At 73.4% G+C, this 15,057-nt stretch carries 10 protein-coding genes; all 10 read left to right on the top strand.

Annotation, left to right across the window (positions count from 1 at the left end):
• Positions 1–2: 2 nt before the first annotated feature.
• The 10 genes from AC07DO_RS36925 to AC07DO_RS36880 are packed head-to-tail and all read left to right on the top strand — an operon-like array spanning position 3 to position 14,633.
• Positions 3–1,478, top strand: a complete 1,476-nt coding sequence (locus AC07DO_RS36925) for a phosphotransferase (RefSeq protein WP_479066357.1) — start codon at positions 3–5, stop codon at positions 1,476–1,478.
• Complete coding sequence (locus AC07DO_RS36920; protein ID WP_479066355.1) at positions 1,472–3,610, top strand: glycosyltransferase; 2,139 nt, start codon at positions 1,472–1,474, stop codon at positions 3,608–3,610. Before AC07DO_RS36925 ends, AC07DO_RS36920 begins: the two co-directional genes overlap by 7 nt.
• Positions 3,603–4,769 (top strand): sugar phosphate nucleotidyltransferase, encoded by a 1,167-nt coding sequence (locus AC07DO_RS36915; protein ID WP_479066353.1) that lies wholly within the window; start codon positions 3,603–3,605, stop codon positions 4,767–4,769. Before AC07DO_RS36920 ends, AC07DO_RS36915 begins: the two co-directional genes overlap by 8 nt.
• Complete coding sequence (locus tag AC07DO_RS36910) at positions 4,766–5,692, top strand: carbohydrate kinase family protein (RefSeq protein ID WP_479066351.1); 927 nt, start codon at positions 4,766–4,768, stop codon at positions 5,690–5,692. Before AC07DO_RS36915 ends, AC07DO_RS36910 begins: the two co-directional genes overlap by 4 nt.
• Before the next feature lie 15 nt (positions 5,693–5,707).
• The gene (locus AC07DO_RS36905) at positions 5,708–8,818 is read left to right on the top strand and encodes an HAD-IIB family hydrolase (RefSeq protein ID WP_479066349.1); all 3,111 of its coding nucleotides are present in this window, start codon (positions 5,708–5,710) and stop codon (positions 8,816–8,818) included.
• Entirely contained in the window at positions 8,815–10,980 is a 2,166-nt protein-coding gene (gene malQ / locus AC07DO_RS36900; RefSeq protein WP_479066347.1) for a 4-alpha-glucanotransferase, read from the top strand. Before AC07DO_RS36905 ends, malQ begins: the two co-directional genes overlap by 4 nt.
• Entirely contained in the window at positions 10,958–12,148 is a 1,191-nt protein-coding gene (locus tag AC07DO_RS36895) for a sedoheptulose 7-phosphate cyclase (RefSeq protein ID WP_479066345.1), read from the top strand. The genes malQ and AC07DO_RS36895 overlap by 23 nt, the downstream gene beginning before the upstream one ends.
• Positions 12,141–12,524, top strand: coding sequence for a cupin domain-containing protein (locus tag AC07DO_RS36890; protein WP_479066343.1), 384 nt, complete (start codon positions 12,141–12,143; stop codon positions 12,522–12,524). Before AC07DO_RS36895 ends, AC07DO_RS36890 begins: the two co-directional genes overlap by 8 nt.
• Entirely contained in the window at positions 12,505–13,572 is a 1,068-nt protein-coding gene (locus AC07DO_RS36885; protein WP_479066341.1) for an ROK family protein, read from the top strand. Before AC07DO_RS36890 ends, AC07DO_RS36885 begins: the two co-directional genes overlap by 20 nt.
• Positions 13,569–14,633, top strand: a complete 1,065-nt coding sequence (locus tag AC07DO_RS36880) for an FAD-dependent oxidoreductase (RefSeq protein ID WP_479066339.1) — start codon at positions 13,569–13,571, stop codon at positions 14,631–14,633. Before AC07DO_RS36885 ends, AC07DO_RS36880 begins: the two co-directional genes overlap by 4 nt.
• Positions 14,634–15,057: the final 424 nt, after the last annotated feature.

Below are 15,057 nucleotides of genomic sequence, written 5' to 3'. Positions count from 1 at the left end.
TCGTGATCCGGGACGAGGAGCTGGCCGCGCTGCTGCGCGCGGCGCCGTGGATGCCCGAGGACGGGCGCAAGGCCGACCGGTACGAGCGCGTCGACCACGCCGTGCTCGGATCCGCGGCACTGCTGCTGGTCGTGGCGGCGGTCGGCGGGCCCGCGTCGGGCCGGCGGTTCTTCGTGCCGGTGGAGATCGGGGGCGGACGGGAGGCCCACGCCGTCGAGGGGTTCCACAGGGAGGCGGTGCTCAGGGCGCTGGCCGGCGGGACCCTGCGCACGGAGCGCGGCGGCGCCGTGGAGTTCCGCGGCACCGGCGACGCCCCGGTCGGCCCCCTGCCCGAAGTACGGCCGCTCCCCTTCGAGCAGGGCTGGTCGTCCAACGCCCTGTCCCTCGTGGAGATCGGGGGCGTGCCGCACATCCACAAGACGTACCGCGGCCTCGACGACGACGTGCGGGAGCCCGACCTGCTGCGGCTGATGAACGGCACGGGGCGCACTCCGGAGTGGGCGGGCGACTACGCGTACACCGACCCCGCCTCCGGGACCCGGCATCCGCTGGGTGTCGTCTACCGCTACGCCCCGGGCGAGGGCATGGACGTACCGCTTCGGCAGAACCTGCGGTCCCTGTGGCCCGCCCTGTCGCGTCTGCTCACCCGTGCTTCGCCGGAGGTGGTGGCGCGCCGCCATCTGCTGCCGCTGGAGCGGCAGTTGCGGGAAGCGGGCCGTTTCCTGAGCGGCTTCCACACCGATCTCGCCGAGCGTCTCGGCGACGGGTCGCCGCAGCCCGCCTATCCCGCCGCCGAGCGACTCGCGCAGGCCGAGCGGCGACTCGCGGACCTGCGCGACCGCACCACCGCCGATCCGGCACTGCCCGTACGGGCGGTGCGAGCTGCCTTCACGTCGCTGGCCGCTGAAGTGGTGGAACTGCAAGCGGAGTTGGGCCGGACAGGGCCCTCCTGGGCCGGTGGCGGCCCCTGCCACGGCGACCTGCACCTGTCCCACCTGCTGTGGAACCCGTCGGCCCTGATCGACATCTCCACCCCGAGCACCGCTCCCACCGCGCCGGGCTGGGCCGCACAGTCGCCGCTCGAGGACGTCGTGGCGCTGCAACGCGGCCTCGAGTACTTCGCGGCGGACGAGGCGGCGTTCGAGGCCGCGAACCGTCTGGGCGTCGACTCCCTGGAGACCATGCTCGGCTCGCTCGACGGAGCGCCGCACCTCGCCCCGGCTCAACAGGCCGAACTGAAGCAGGTGTTCGAGGTCGCGGACCACTGGCGGGAGCGCGTGCGCGAGCTGCTCCTCGGCCCCGCGTCCGACGGACCGCTCCGACGGCTCCTCTATCTGCGCCGGCTCCTCCACGAACTGGCCTACAACCACGCGCACACGCGCCCCTACCACGCCGCGATCGACCTCCGCCACGCCCTGCGGCTCGGCGCAGGCGACAGCGGCGCCCACCGCGACTCCGAGGACGTGAGGCCGTGCTGACCCCCGAGAACGTCGTACCGACGGTCGAGCCCCGCATGCACATCATCGAGACCTACTTCGAGTGCTGCGGATTCGACCACACCTTTTTGCAGGGCGGCACCTCGGTGTACCTGTGGAACCTCTCCCGGGCCTTCGCCGCGCGCGGCCACCGGGTCTCCATCGTGACGCCTGCCCACGGCCGCCTGGACGACCTGCGGGCGCGCTACGACGTGGAGGACCTGCCGTACGAGGACACGTACACCCTCCCCCTCGTCCTGGACCCCGAGATCTGGCGGGGCTTCCCCGCCGAGACCGGCATCGAGCTGCGGACGACCGCACACCGCATCCGCCTTGACGGCGTCGACCTGTACTTCCTCTCCAACGACTACCTCGACCGGCTGCCGACCACGTTCTATCCGCCGTACTCCGCCAAGGGCCGCGACCTGGTCTTCTGCAAGCCGCTCGTCTTCCAGGCCGACAGCGTGCGGTTCCTGCGCGGCTGGTTCGGCGAGGAGCGGGCCGTGGTGCACGCGCACGAGCCGTACTACCACTATCTGCTGCCCGCCGCGCTGCGCGACGACCCGACGAAACTGGTCGTCAGCACCGTGCAGAGCAACATGCCGATCGCGAAGAAGGTGTACGGACCCGAGGTCCGGCGGTTGTTCGAACTCCTCGATTTGAAGGTGGAGTTGCCGACGACTCCGGAGCGGGACGAGAGCTCGTACCCGGCCGCCGTGCTCCAGTACCAGCAGCTCACCCACCTCCACTACGCCTACCCGCCGGACCACGTCGCGCTCTACGAGCTCACCGCCGAGCACTCCGACCTGATCGACTTCCTCTCCCCCGGCCAGCTCGACTTCTACGCCTCGTTCCGCGACACCCCCTTCGCCGAGCTCTTCGAGCGGCTCCCGACGGCGGACGTCGTGCGGCGCAACGCGCACAAGATGTTCGTGGGCGGCTGCGCGATCTCCGACGAGTGGCTCGCCATGGACCCCGACGGGGTCGACCGGACGGACGTGCTCGGCGGCCTCGGGCTCGATCCCGCCCTGCCCACGTTCTTCCACAACGCGCGCTACGCGGTCCACCACAAGGGCCAGGTGGAGCTGGTGCGGGCGGTCGACCGTGTCCTGTCCGAGGGGCTCGCCGCCAACTTCGTGCTGCGCTGCATCGCCGGGGAGGGCATCGACGACCCGTACTTCCACGAGGTCGCGCGACGGCACGCCGGGCGGCTGCACCTGGAGTGGGAGCGGGTCGACGAGCGGCGGGTGTTCGCGTACGCGGCGAGCTCCGACTTCTGCGTCTTCCCGTCCAAGTTCGAGATGGACACCTTCCTCATCGCGCAGGGCGAGGCGATGGCGTGCGGCGCCGTGCCCATCGCGACCGCCCAGGAGGGCATGGCGCACTTCCGGCACGCCGACGGCCCGTCGACGGGTACCGGTTTCGCCGTGAACCGGTCGTTCGCCGAGGACGACGAGCTGCTCGTCTCGGCGCTCGCCGACCGGTTCCGGGAGGCGGTGACGCTCTGGTCGGAGGATCCGGCCCGCTACCGCGAACTGTCGGAACGCGCGTCCGCCGTCGCGCGCGAGTTCACCTGGGAGCGCTGTGCGGACCTGCATCTGACGGCCTTCGGGCGCCTCTGGCGGGGTGAGGACGCCGAGCCCCCGCTCCACCTCGCGCTGCGGCACGGGTGGTTCGATCAGCTGCGGGACGCGGAGAGCGCCGCGGTGGCGGAGGCCGCGGTCGCGCACGGCGCCGTGGACGTCTACGAACGCCACGCTCCCCTGGACGCCGACGCCGCACGGCGCGTCTTCGCGGCCGCCTGGCAGCGAGCCGACTTCGCCGCCTGCGAGCGGGTCCTCGAACGGGGGCCGGGCGGGGCGGTGGAGCGGCAGGACGTGGACCGGTTGCGCGGCCGCTGCCGTGTGGGCGACGACGGCAGGATCGTCTACCGGCTGCCGCACGCGGAACGCGTCGAGCTGGTCACCCCCTCCGAGGTCGGTACGGACGGCCGCGCGCTTCCCCGCGTGGAGCTGCTGGAACGGACCGCGCCCGGCGAGTTCGGCGGCCCGGCGCCCGAACGGGCCGGGGACGCCCGGCTGCTCCTCACCCTCTCCTCCGGCCGCGTCACCTGGGACGAGGTGCGCCGTGGCTGAGCCGGACATGACGATGCGCACGGTCCGGACCGTGCTGCTCGCGGGCGGCGAGGGGCGGCGCATGGGCCCCCTCGGGACGGGGCGGCTCAAGCCGCTGGTGCCGTACGGCGGGGCCTGCCGGCTCATCGACTTCAGCCTCGCCAACGCGCGGGCGTCGGGACTCGGCGAGGTGCTGCTGCTCTCGCAGTACGAGGAGCGGCAGCTGATGGACGACCTGCACCGGGTGTGGAACCAGCGGCCGGACTTCCGGGTGCACTTCGGCCCGTACGACGCCGCGTACGCGACGGCCGGCTCCCGCCTTCCGGCGGAACTTCCTTCCCGCACCTGGCCGTTGGAGCGGGGCACGGCCGACGCGCTGATCCGCAAGAGCGCGCACGTCTTCGAGGGGGACGGCACCCGGCCCGGTCCGGAGCACGTCCTCGTGCTGCACGCCGACCACGTCTACCGCTTCGACTACCGGCCGCTGATCGACGCCCACCGCGCCTCCGGGGCAGCGCTCACCCTGGCGTACCAGCGCATCGACCCGCGCTGGGTGCACCTGTTCGGGATGGTCGAGTTCGACGGGCGGGGGCGGCTCACCGCGTTCGTGGAGAAGCCGGACGTCGCCACGAGCGACCTGGTCTTCGCGGCGTTCTGCGTCTTCGACGCCGCCGTCCTGCGCCGGTATCTGGAGCGGCTCGACGGCACCGACTGGCAGCACGACATCAGCCGGGACGTGATCCCGGCGATGCTCGCGGCCGGCGAGCACATCCGCGGCCACGAGGTGGCGGGCCACTGGGAGGACATCGGGACCGTCGAGCGCTACCACCGCGCGCACCTCGCGCTCGCGGCCTCCCCCACGGCCGGGCTGCCCGTCGGGCGCATGCCGTGGACCGTGGCACCGGACGTGCGGCGCGCCTGGGTGGCCGACCACTTCGGGGTGCGCTCGTCGGTGGTGCCCTCGGACCTGGTGAACGACGGCCGTGTGGAGGACAGCGTGCTCTTCCCCGGCGTCCGGATCGGCTCGGGCGCCCGGGTGCGGCGCAGTGTGGTGCTGCCCGGCGCCAGGATCCCCGCGGGCGCCGACATCGAGGGGGCGGTCGTCCTGGAGGACGGACGCATCCAGCAGACCGAAGTCCCGCAGGCCGAAGTCCCGGAGACAGAAGGAGTACGCGCATGAGTGACCCGCAGTACGACGTCCTGGTGGTCGGCGGTGCCGGCGTGGACACGATCGTGCGTGTCGACGCGCTGCAACTGCCGCCCGGCGACTCGGTGTTCGTGCCGCCCGTGTACGACTACGTGGCGCACACCGGGAACGGCGTCGCGCTCGGCTGGCACGCGCTCGGCCTGTCCACCAAGTTCATCGACTTCCTCGGGGACGACGCGCAGGGCCGCTCCGTCCTCGACGCGTACGCCGACCGCGGCCTGGACTTCAGCCACGTCGTCTCGCCGCACGGCACCCCGCGCGGCGTCAACCTCGTCGACCCGCAGGGCCGCCGCTTCTCCTTCTACGACGGCAGGCACCCCGCGGACCTGCGGCTGCCGCGCGACTTCTACCTGCCCTACCTGGAGCGCGCCCGGCACGTCCACCTCTCCATCACCGGCGTCAACCGCGACCTGTACGACGACATCCGCAGACTCGGCGTGACCTGTTCGACGGACCTGCACGACTGGGACGCACGCGACCCGCACCACCGTACGTACGCGCTCGCCTCCGACCACGTCTTCCTCAGCGCCGCCGCGATCCACGACCGGCTCGACGAGGTGCTGCACTCCGTGCTCGACAAGGGCAGGGCACGCCTCGTCGTCGCGACCGACGGCGCGGAAGGCTGCCACGTCCTGGTGCGCGGCGACACGGAGGTGCGGCACTTCCCCGCGGTACGGCCGGAGCGGCCCGTGGTCGACAGCAACGGGGCGGGGGACGCCTTCGTCACCGCGTTCCTGCACTCCCTCTTCGAGGGGCGGCCGGTGGAGGAGTGCGTGCTCGCGGGGTCCGTTTCGGGGGCCTTCGCCTGCGGCAGCGCGGGCACCCACACCGAGTTCATCGACCTGCCGGGGCTGCGCGGCGCGTGTGCGCGCGCGAGCGCCGCGGCCACCGGCTGAGGGGGCTGGGCGCACGTGCACATCATCCACTTCTCGTACGAGTGCGGCGGTTTCGACCACCGTCTGATGCGGGGCGGTCTCTCGCCGCTGGTCTGGAACCTGTCGCGCGAGTACGCCGCGCGCGGCCACCGCGTCTCCGTGATCACCCCGGCCCACGGCCACCTCGACCGGCTCCGGGAGACGTTCCCCATCGAGGAGCTCAACCACCGCGCCGACCACGTGGTGCCGCTCGTCCTCGACCCGGAGGTGTGGCCGGACCACCCGGCGGAGGTCGTCGTCGAGCTGACCACGCGCGCGTACCGGCTCCGTCTGGACGGCGTGGACGTCTACTTCCTGTCCAACGCCTACCTCGACCTGCTGCCCGACCGCCTCTACCCGCCGCCCGGTCTGGAGGGCCGGGACCTGGCGCACTTCAAGCCGCTGGTGTTCCAGGTGGAGGGGTTGCGCTTCATCAGATCCGGCCTGCCGCTCGACCCGCTCCCTGACACGGCCGGTCCGGAGCCCGCGATCGTCCACGGCTTCGAGCCGTACTACCACTACCTGCTGCCGCCTGTGCTCGCCGCCGACCCGCGGTACCGCACCGTGAGCACGGTCGCTGCCAACGCGCCCGTCGGGCAACAGGTCCACCGTCCCCAGGTGGAGCGTCTCCTCACGCTCCTCGGCGCCGGTGAGGGCATCGACCTGGACGCGCTCGACGGTCCGCTGCCACCCGATGACGCGCCCGCGGCGACCATCGCGCGGGCCCTCGCAGGCACCCGCATGCACCAGCAGCGCCGACCCGACCACGTCGGCGTGTTCCCCCTGGTCGCCGCCCACGCGGACCTGGTCGACTTCGTCTCGCCCGGCCAGCGCGCCCACTACAGCACCTTCGAGGACACCCCGTTCGAAGCGCTCTTCGCCACGCTCCCGGTGGCCCGGGAGCTCCGCGCCCAGCCGCACAAGCTGCTGATGGGCGGCTGCGGAGTGGCCGACAGCTGGCTCGCCCGTGACCCGGGCGCGGTGGACCGCGCCGCCGTCCTGAGCGGGCTCGGCCTCGATCCGGCACGTCCCGTCTTCTTCCACGCGGCGCGTTACGCCGTGCACCACAAGGGCCAGCTGGAGCTGATGCGGGCGGTGGAGGAGGTCCTCGCCACCGACCCGGACCTCAGCTTCGTCATCCGCTGTGCGACGGGCGGAGGCGGTGAGGCCTCCCCTGCCGGGCCGGCCGTCGCGAACGCCTATTTCCAGAGCGTCGCCGACCGCCACCCGGGCCAGGTGTACCTGGACTGGTGCCTCGCCGACGAGGACACCCTGTTCGAGCAGGCCGCGTGCGCCGACTTCTGCGTCAATCCCTCCAAGTACGAACTGGACGGCTTCCTCATCGCGCAGGCCGAGGCGATGGCGTGCGGGGCGGTACCGATCGCCACGGCTCAGCGCGTCACCGGCCACTTCGGGCACGCACGCCCGCTCACCGACCCGGAGGCGACGGGGTTCTCCGTGCGCGGCTCGTTCCGCGACGACGATCCCGTACTCGCACACGAACTGGCCGACCGAATACGCCGGGCCGCGGCGCTCTTCCGGGGCGCCCCGGAAACGTACGACCGCCTGTCGGCCACCTCCCGCCGTCTGGCACGGCAGTTCACCTGGTCGCGGAGTGCGGAGCTGCGCCTCGCCGCGTTCGACACGCTGCTGCGCGGCGAACAGCTGCCGTTCCCCGCCGAGGACGCCATCGCGTGGGGCTGGTTCGACGCGCTGGACGACGCGGACTTCGCACGCCACGGCGAGCGGATCGCACGCGCGGCGGCCGAACGGGGTGACGCGACGGCGTACGCGCGGTGCGCCCCGTTGGACGGGCCCGCGTTGGAGCGGCTCTTCGAAGCGGCTCATGCGCGTGCGGACTTCGCGCGGTGCGGGGAGCTCGCGGAGACGGCGGGGCGCGCTGACTGGGTGGCGCGGCTGGCGGCGCGGTGCCGGGTGACGTCGAGCCCCGCCGGGGACGGTCGCGGGTGGCTGGTCGAGTACGTCCATGCCGGGGCGGAGCGCGTGGAGGTGGTGGTGGACTCGGCGGGGGCGGCGCGGTCCGGGGCGGCGCTGGAGTCCGTCGCCGAAGCGGTGGCGTCCGACGAGGCGGTGCCGGTCGGGAGCGGGGCCGCGTTTCTGCCGCTGCCGGCGGGGGACGACGGTACGTTCCACGGGGTCCTCGACGGGCTGCCCGTCGGGCGGGAACTCGTCGTCATGGTGACCCTGCGCTCCGGGCGGGTCGCCTGGGACAGCGTCCCGGTCGCCGGGTCGCCGCCGCCCTACCGGGTCGTCGCCACCGACCTCGACGGCACGCTGCTGCGCGGCGACCTGACCGTGTCCGACCGCACCCGCCGCGCCCTCGCCCTGGCCACCCGGGCGGGCGCGCACCATCTCGTCGTCACGGGGCGGCCCGCCGCCGCCTGCCGTGATCTCCTCACCGCGCTCGGCTACCGGGGCATCGCCGTGTGCGGGCAGGGCGCCCAGCTGTACGACGCGGGCGCGGACCGGCTCCTCGACTCCGCCCGGCTCGACCTCGGCCTGGCCAGATCGGTGGTCGCCCGGGTCGAGGAGGCACTCGGCACGCTGGAACTCGGGGTCGTCACGGCGCCGCCCGAGAGCCGGTTCAAGGTGACGCCGCGCTTCGGGGAACGGGTCCGTCACGGCTGGGACGTGACGGCCGACCGCGCACGGCTGTGGTCCGACCCCATCGACAAGCTGGTCCTGCACCACCCGGAGGTCCCGGAGGACGAACTCGCGGGCGTCACCGAGAAGTTGTGCGGTGAAGACGTGAGCGTCGTGCACTCCGTGAAGGGGATGGTGGAGGTGCTGCCGCTCGGCACCACCAAGGGCGCGGGGGTCGCACGGGCGGCCCGGCTCCTCGGGTTCACGGGCGCGGACACCATCGCGTTCGGCGACATGCCCAACGACATTCCGCTCCTCGCCTGGGCGGGCCACGGGGTGGCCGTCGCCAACGCCCACCCGGAGCTGCGCGCCATGGCCGACGAGGTCGCGCCGAGCAACGAGGAGGACGGCGTCGCGGCCGTCCTGGAACGGCTCTTCGCCCCGACACCGAACCCGGTGTCGATCCCGGCGCCGACAGGACCGAGACCGGGGACACTCACATGACCAGGGACTTTCCCGTCGCTGGCGGCCCGAACAAGCGGGACGCACACACCGCACCCACCGTACTCACCGCACTCGCCCACGCCCACGGAGTGGCCGCCTCGTACAGCACCGACCGCGGCCACCGCGTCGACGTCACCCCCGACACGCTGGTCGCCGTACTCGCGGCGTGCGGCGTGGACGCGTCGACGGAGGCGACGGCACGCGCCGCCCTGGAGGCGCACCGGCACGAGCAGGCGGAGAGATCGCTGCCGCCGTGTGTGGTGATACGCGTGCCCGTGGACGGCGTCCGGAGCGACACCCCGCCCCTCCCCGCGCACCTCACGAACCTCCTCCAACACGTAACGCACCACGTGCGGTTGGAGTCCGGAGGCAGAACCGCCCTCTCCCCCGCCTTCCCGCCCGGTCACCACATCCTCCACGTCCGCACACCCGACGGACGGCAGGCGCACGCACCCCTGCTCGCCGTGCCCGACCGTCTGCCCACCCCCGCGGGCCGCACCTGGGGCTTCCTCGTCCAGCTCTACTCCGTCCTCTCGCGCCGCTCCTGGGGCATGGGCGACCTCGGCGACCTGGCGGAGCTCGCCTCCTGGTCGGGGCGAGCCCTCGGCGCGGGGTTCGTGCAGCTCGGGCCGTTGCACGCCGTGGAGCCGGGGCCGCTGCCCGACCCGTCCCCGTACCGGCCGAGTTCACGGCGCTTCGCCGACCCCATGCACGTACGCGTGGAGGCGGTGCCCGAGTACGCGTATCTCGACCCGGTGGCGCGCCCCGCCGTGGACGACCTCGTCGCCCGTGCGTGTCGGCTGAACGACGCGGTGCTGGACGGGAGTTCGCTCATCGACCGCGAGGCGGTGCGCGAGCTCAAGCAGCGCGCGCTGCGGGCCGTGCGCGACGTACCGCTGTCGCCGGGACGTGCCGCGGCCTTCACCGCGTTCGTCGAGCGCGAGGGGCAGGGCCTCACCGACCACGCCACGTGGTGCGCGCTCGCCGAGGTGCACGGCGGAGCGTGGCGGTCCTGGCCCGCCGAGCTGCGCGATCCCCGCTCCCCCGCCGTGGCGCGGGCCCGCAAGGAGCTCGCCGCGGCCGTCGAGCACCACCGGTGGCTGGCGTGGATCACCGACGAGCAGCTGGCGGCCGCACAGGCCGCGGCGGTCGGCGCAGGGATGCGGGTCGGGCTCGTGCACGATCTGGCGGTCGGCGTCGCGCCGGAGGGGGCCGACGCCTGGGCCCTGCAGCGCTGCCTCGCCACCGGGATGAGCGTGGGCGCGCCGCCGGACGACTTCAACCGGTGCGGCCAGGACTGGGGCCAGCCCCCGTGGCGGCCGGACGCGCTCGCCGCCGAGGGGTACCGGCCCTTCGCCGAGCTGCTCAGGTCCGGGCTGCGGCACGCGGGGGCGCTGCGCGTCGACCACGTCATGGGTCTTTCGCGGCTGTGGTGGGTGCCGGAGGGGCGGCCTCCCACGGAGGGCACGTACGTCGGGTACGACCGGGACGCGATGCTCGGGGTCCTCGCGCTGGAGGCGTACCGCGCGGGCGCGGGAGTGATCGGCGAAGATCTCGGCACCGTCGAGGACGGCATGCGCGAGGAGCTCGCGGAGCGCGGCATGCTCGGCACGTCCGTGCAGCGCTTCGAGTACCTGGGCGGCTCCGCGGGCCGGCACGGCCCGCTGCCGCCCGACCGGTGGCGGGCGAACTGTCTGGCCACCCTCACGACCCACGACCTGCCCACGACGGCGGCCTGGCTCTCCGGGGAGCACGTGGACCTGCGGGCACGGCTCGGGCTGCTGACCCGGCCGGAGACCGAGGAGAAGGCGGCGGCCGCGGCCGAGCGCGACGGCTGGCTCGCCGAGCTGACCCGGCTGGGGCTGCTGCCCGATCCGGACGGCGAGGTCGCCGCCCTGCACCGGTTCCTGCGGCTCACGCCGGCCCGGATGCTCGGCGTCTGGCTGCCGGACGCGACGGGCGACCGCCGTCCGCAGAACCTGCCGGGCACGGCCACCGTGCACCCCAACTGGCGGCTGCCGGTGGCGGATGCGCGGGGTCGCCCGGTCCCGCTGGAGGAGCTCCCCCGGTCCACGCTGCTCCGGATCCTGGCGGACGTCTTCGCGCACGACACCACTGAGAACGACACCAAGGAGAGTCATGGCAGGCCAGGTTCTTGCTGAGGCCGATACCGCAGGGGTCCGTGAGGACGCCGGTGGCTTCGACCTGCTCGCACCGGACGGCACCGGCTACCGCGTCGACGTCACCGACGGGGTCTTCCACCCGGACAACCCGCTGCTCGCGGAGTACGTGGCGGGCCGCCGCGTGGTGGCCTACATCGGCCCCACCGTGGACCGGCTCTACGGAGAGCAGCTCCGCGGCTACCTCACCGCCCGTCTGGAGCCGGGCAGTTGGAGCGTGCACACCATCGCCACCGGTGAGCACAACAAGTCGCTGACCTCCGTGGAGGAGGTGTGCGCCACCGCCAAGGCGGCGGGCCTCGACCGGCACGGGGTGATGGTCGCGGTGGGCGGCGGCATCGTCGCGGACATCGTCGGCTTCGCCGCGTCCATGTACGCACGCGGCATCCGCTACATCAAGGTCAACACCAGCCTGGTGGGGCAGGTCGACGTCGGCGTCGGCGTCAAGACCGGCGTCAACGCCCTGCACACGAAGAACATGTTCGGCGCCTACCATCCCGCCCATGCCTCCCTCAACGACCCGGCGCTCCTCGACACGCTGCCGGCGCGGGAGATCCGCTGCGGCCTCGCCGAGATCGTGAAGATGGCGGTGATCCTCGACGGCGACTTGTTCAGGACGCTGGAACGGCACCCGGACGCGTTCCGCCGCGCCCCTTCCGGCACGGGTGGCGACGGTGTGGAGACGTACATCGTCCGTACCGCCATGCGGCTCATGATGGAGGAGCTCTGCCCGAATCTGCGGGAGCACGAGCTCGCCCGGCTCGTCGACTTCGGCCACACGTTCAGCCCGGTCATCGAGACGGCGGGCGGCCACCGCCTGGCCCACGGCGAGGCCGTCGCCGTCGACATGGCGCTGTCCGCGCACCTGGCGCGGCTGCTCGGCCTCACCGACGAGGAGACCTGCGAGCGGATCGTGACCCTGCTCGAACGGATCGGGCTCCCCGTGTTCGACCCGGTCACCTGCACGCCCGGGCTGATGACGCAGGCGCTGCGCGCGTCGTGGCAGCGCCGTGGCCGCAGGCTGCACCTGGTCGTGCCGACCGCGCTCGGCAAGGCGGCCTTCGTCGACGAGTTGGAGCACCTCCCCGCGGAGACGCTGCGGGCGGCTCTGGACGCGCTGGCGGACCGGGAGGTGCGGCGCGATGACTGAGCACAGGCCCCCGGTCAACGTACGGGATCTGCTGACCGCCAAGGAGCACGACCACGGCGGCCTCGGCACCATCCTCGCGCACCGCGTCTTCGTCCGCGAAGAGGGCGCCGCCGGTGCGGACTTCATCGACCTGGCCGTCCTGCCGCCCGGTACCTCCATCGGCAGGCACCGGCACGGGGCGGACCGCGAGACGTACGTCGTGCTCGCCGGGAGCGGACTGATGTTCCGCGACGGGGAGGAGTTCCGGGTGGAGGCGGGCGACGTCGTCGTCAATCGCCCCTACGGCGAGCACGGCCTGCTCAACGACTCCCAGGACGCCACGGATCTGCACCTGCTGGTCTTCGAGGAGGCAGTGCGTGACGACGAGGGAAGCTGACCGGCGGGCCGGGCCCTTCACCGTGCTGGACGTGGGCGGAACCACGCTGCGGGTGGGCCGTTACGCCCCGGCGTCCGGCCGCCTCTCCCGCGTGCGCCGCGTCCCCGTCGAGGGCAGGGCGCTCCACCCGGACGCGTCCGTGCCGGAGGTGCAGGGGCGGGTGGTCGAACAGATCGTGCGCGAGGTCGAGCGGCACGGCGCCGGCCCGGGTGGAGCGCCGCCCGCGGTCGGGATCGCCTTCGCGGGGCCGGTCACGGCGGAGGGTCTTGTCGTCGCGGCGCCCACGGTGTGGGGGCTGCGCGGCGAACCGCTGCCGCTCGGCGCGCTGTTGAGCGAGCGGCTCGGTGTGCCGGTCACCGTCGTCAACGACCTCACGGCGGCGGCCTGGCGGTACGCCGCCACGGAGCCGGAGCCGTTCTGTCTTCTCACCGTCAGCTCGGGCATCGGCAACAAGGTCTTCCGCGGCGGTGACGTGCTCGTCGACGCCGCGGGGCACGGGGGCGAGCTGGGTCACTGGGTCTGCGACCCCTCGCCCGACGCGCCGCTGTGCGACTGCGGCGGCCGCGGCCATCTGGGTGCCGTCGCCTCGGGGCGCGGGGTGCTCGCGGCGGCCCGGCGCGCGGCGGCCGCCGATCCGGCCGGGTTCTCCACGTCCCGCCTCGCCGCGCTCTGCGGGGGCGGTCATCCGGACGCGATCGGCAATCCGGCGCTGGCCAAGGCGATCGTGGAGGGCGACCCGTTCGCCACAGGGGTGCTCCGAGGCACCCTCGTACCGCTCGCCCAGGCGATCTCCGCGGTCTTCACGTCGATCGGGGTGTGCCGCTTCATCCTCGTGGGCGGTTTCGCGCTCGCGGTCGGGGAGCGGTACCGGGCGCTGCTGGTGGAGGAGTTGGTCCGGCAGGGCTGCTTCGGCCTCACCGCGGACCGCGTGGACGCGCTGATGTCCCTGGGCGCCCCCGACGACGACCACGGCCTGCTCGGCGCGGGCCGCCTCCTGACGGCACGGTGCCACCCCTCCCCGCCTCCCACAGACAGGCCTCCCGCATGACCACCCCCCGCACCCTCATCGTCGGCAGCGGCTTCGTCGGCACCGGTATCGCCCGGCGGCTCGCGCGTGCCGGGGACGACGTCACCCTCGTCTCGCGCGGGCGGCCCGCCACGGCTCCCGAGGAGTACGGCGCACGGTGGTCCGCGCTCGACGCCACCGACGCCGAGGCCTGCGGCAGGCTCCTGGCGCGGGTGCGGCCGGAGCGGATCGTCCTGGTGCACGGCCCCTCCGATGTCACCTGGTGCGAGGAGCACCCGGAGGAGGCGGACGCGGCGCACGCCGCCGTCACCGCCAACTTCGCCGCGTACGCCGGTGCTTCGCGCATCGTCATGATCTCCACGGACAATGTCTTCGACGGCCACGCGTGGCGCAACACGGAGCGCACTCCCGTCTCCCCCGCCAACGCCTACGGCCGTGCCAAGCGGCACGCCGAGCGCCTGCTCCTCGGCGGCGCCGCGCGGGCGGTCTGCTTGCGGGTCAGCCTCGTCTACGGCCATGAGCCCGCCGACGCGGGCAAGTGGCTCAACTTCTTCGCCGCCTGCGCCCACCGGCTGGCCGACGGCGCGCCCGTCGAGGCGCCCGACGACCACTGGACCACCCCGGTCCACGTGGACGACGTGGCGGCCGTCGTGGCCGCGCTGCTCGCCGCCCCTGCCCCTCTTCCGCCGGTCCTGCACCTGGGAGGCCCCGACCGGGTGACCCGCGCCGAGTGGGCCGGGGTGATCGCCGAGGCGCTGGGGGCTCCGGCGGGCCTGGTCGTGCCGGTTCCGAAGGCCCGCAGCCGCTACGCCTCGCGGCCCGAGAACGCCTGCCTGGTCGGTGAGTTGCTCGCGGAGCTCCCGGCCACGCGCGCCGTCCCCGTACGAGGGGTACGGGAGGGGGCTCGTGACCTGGCCTCCGCGTTCCCGCTACGCGTCGGGGTCCTCTTCGAGCCGCAGCGTCTCGATGCGGTCCCAGCCGCGCGCCGCGATCCGGTCGTGCAGCTCGAGTTCCGGGGTGGCGCGCACCACCAGGCACTGCGGGGGCTGCAGGTGGACGGCGAAGGCGACGAGGGTCTCTAGGCCGCTGTTGGCCAGGTAGCGGACGCCGGTGAGGTCGATGAGGATCTCGTCCGCTTGCGGCCGGTCCCGGCCGTTGCCCTGGGTCTGGTCGGTCAGTGCGAGGGCCAGCGGCCCTCGATGCGTGCTGACGACCTCGCCGGACAGTCGTACGCCGGGGCTGTGGGTGGTGGGCATGATGAGCAGGAGGTCGTCCGCGAAGTAGTCGCGCATGGCAGATCCGATGCCTTGGTGCGCCGTGAGAGGGACGGGCGGTGGAGGATACGGAGATCAGATCCACCGTGCGGCCCTTCGCGCGGTGCTGCGAAACGGAAGCAGAGTTCCGCTGAGAGCAGCCGCTGGCGTAAGGGCCACTCCTCGACCCGAGAGATCGCCGGAAGGTCATCACAGCGCTAACAGCGACAACGCACCACGGGCTGTTACTCAG

The sequence above is a fragment of the Streptomyces sp. NPDC045678 genome (assembly GCF_056432085.1).
The sequence above is the reverse complement of the archived record's forward strand: the minus strand, read 5'-3'. Positions and strand labels throughout refer to the sequence as shown.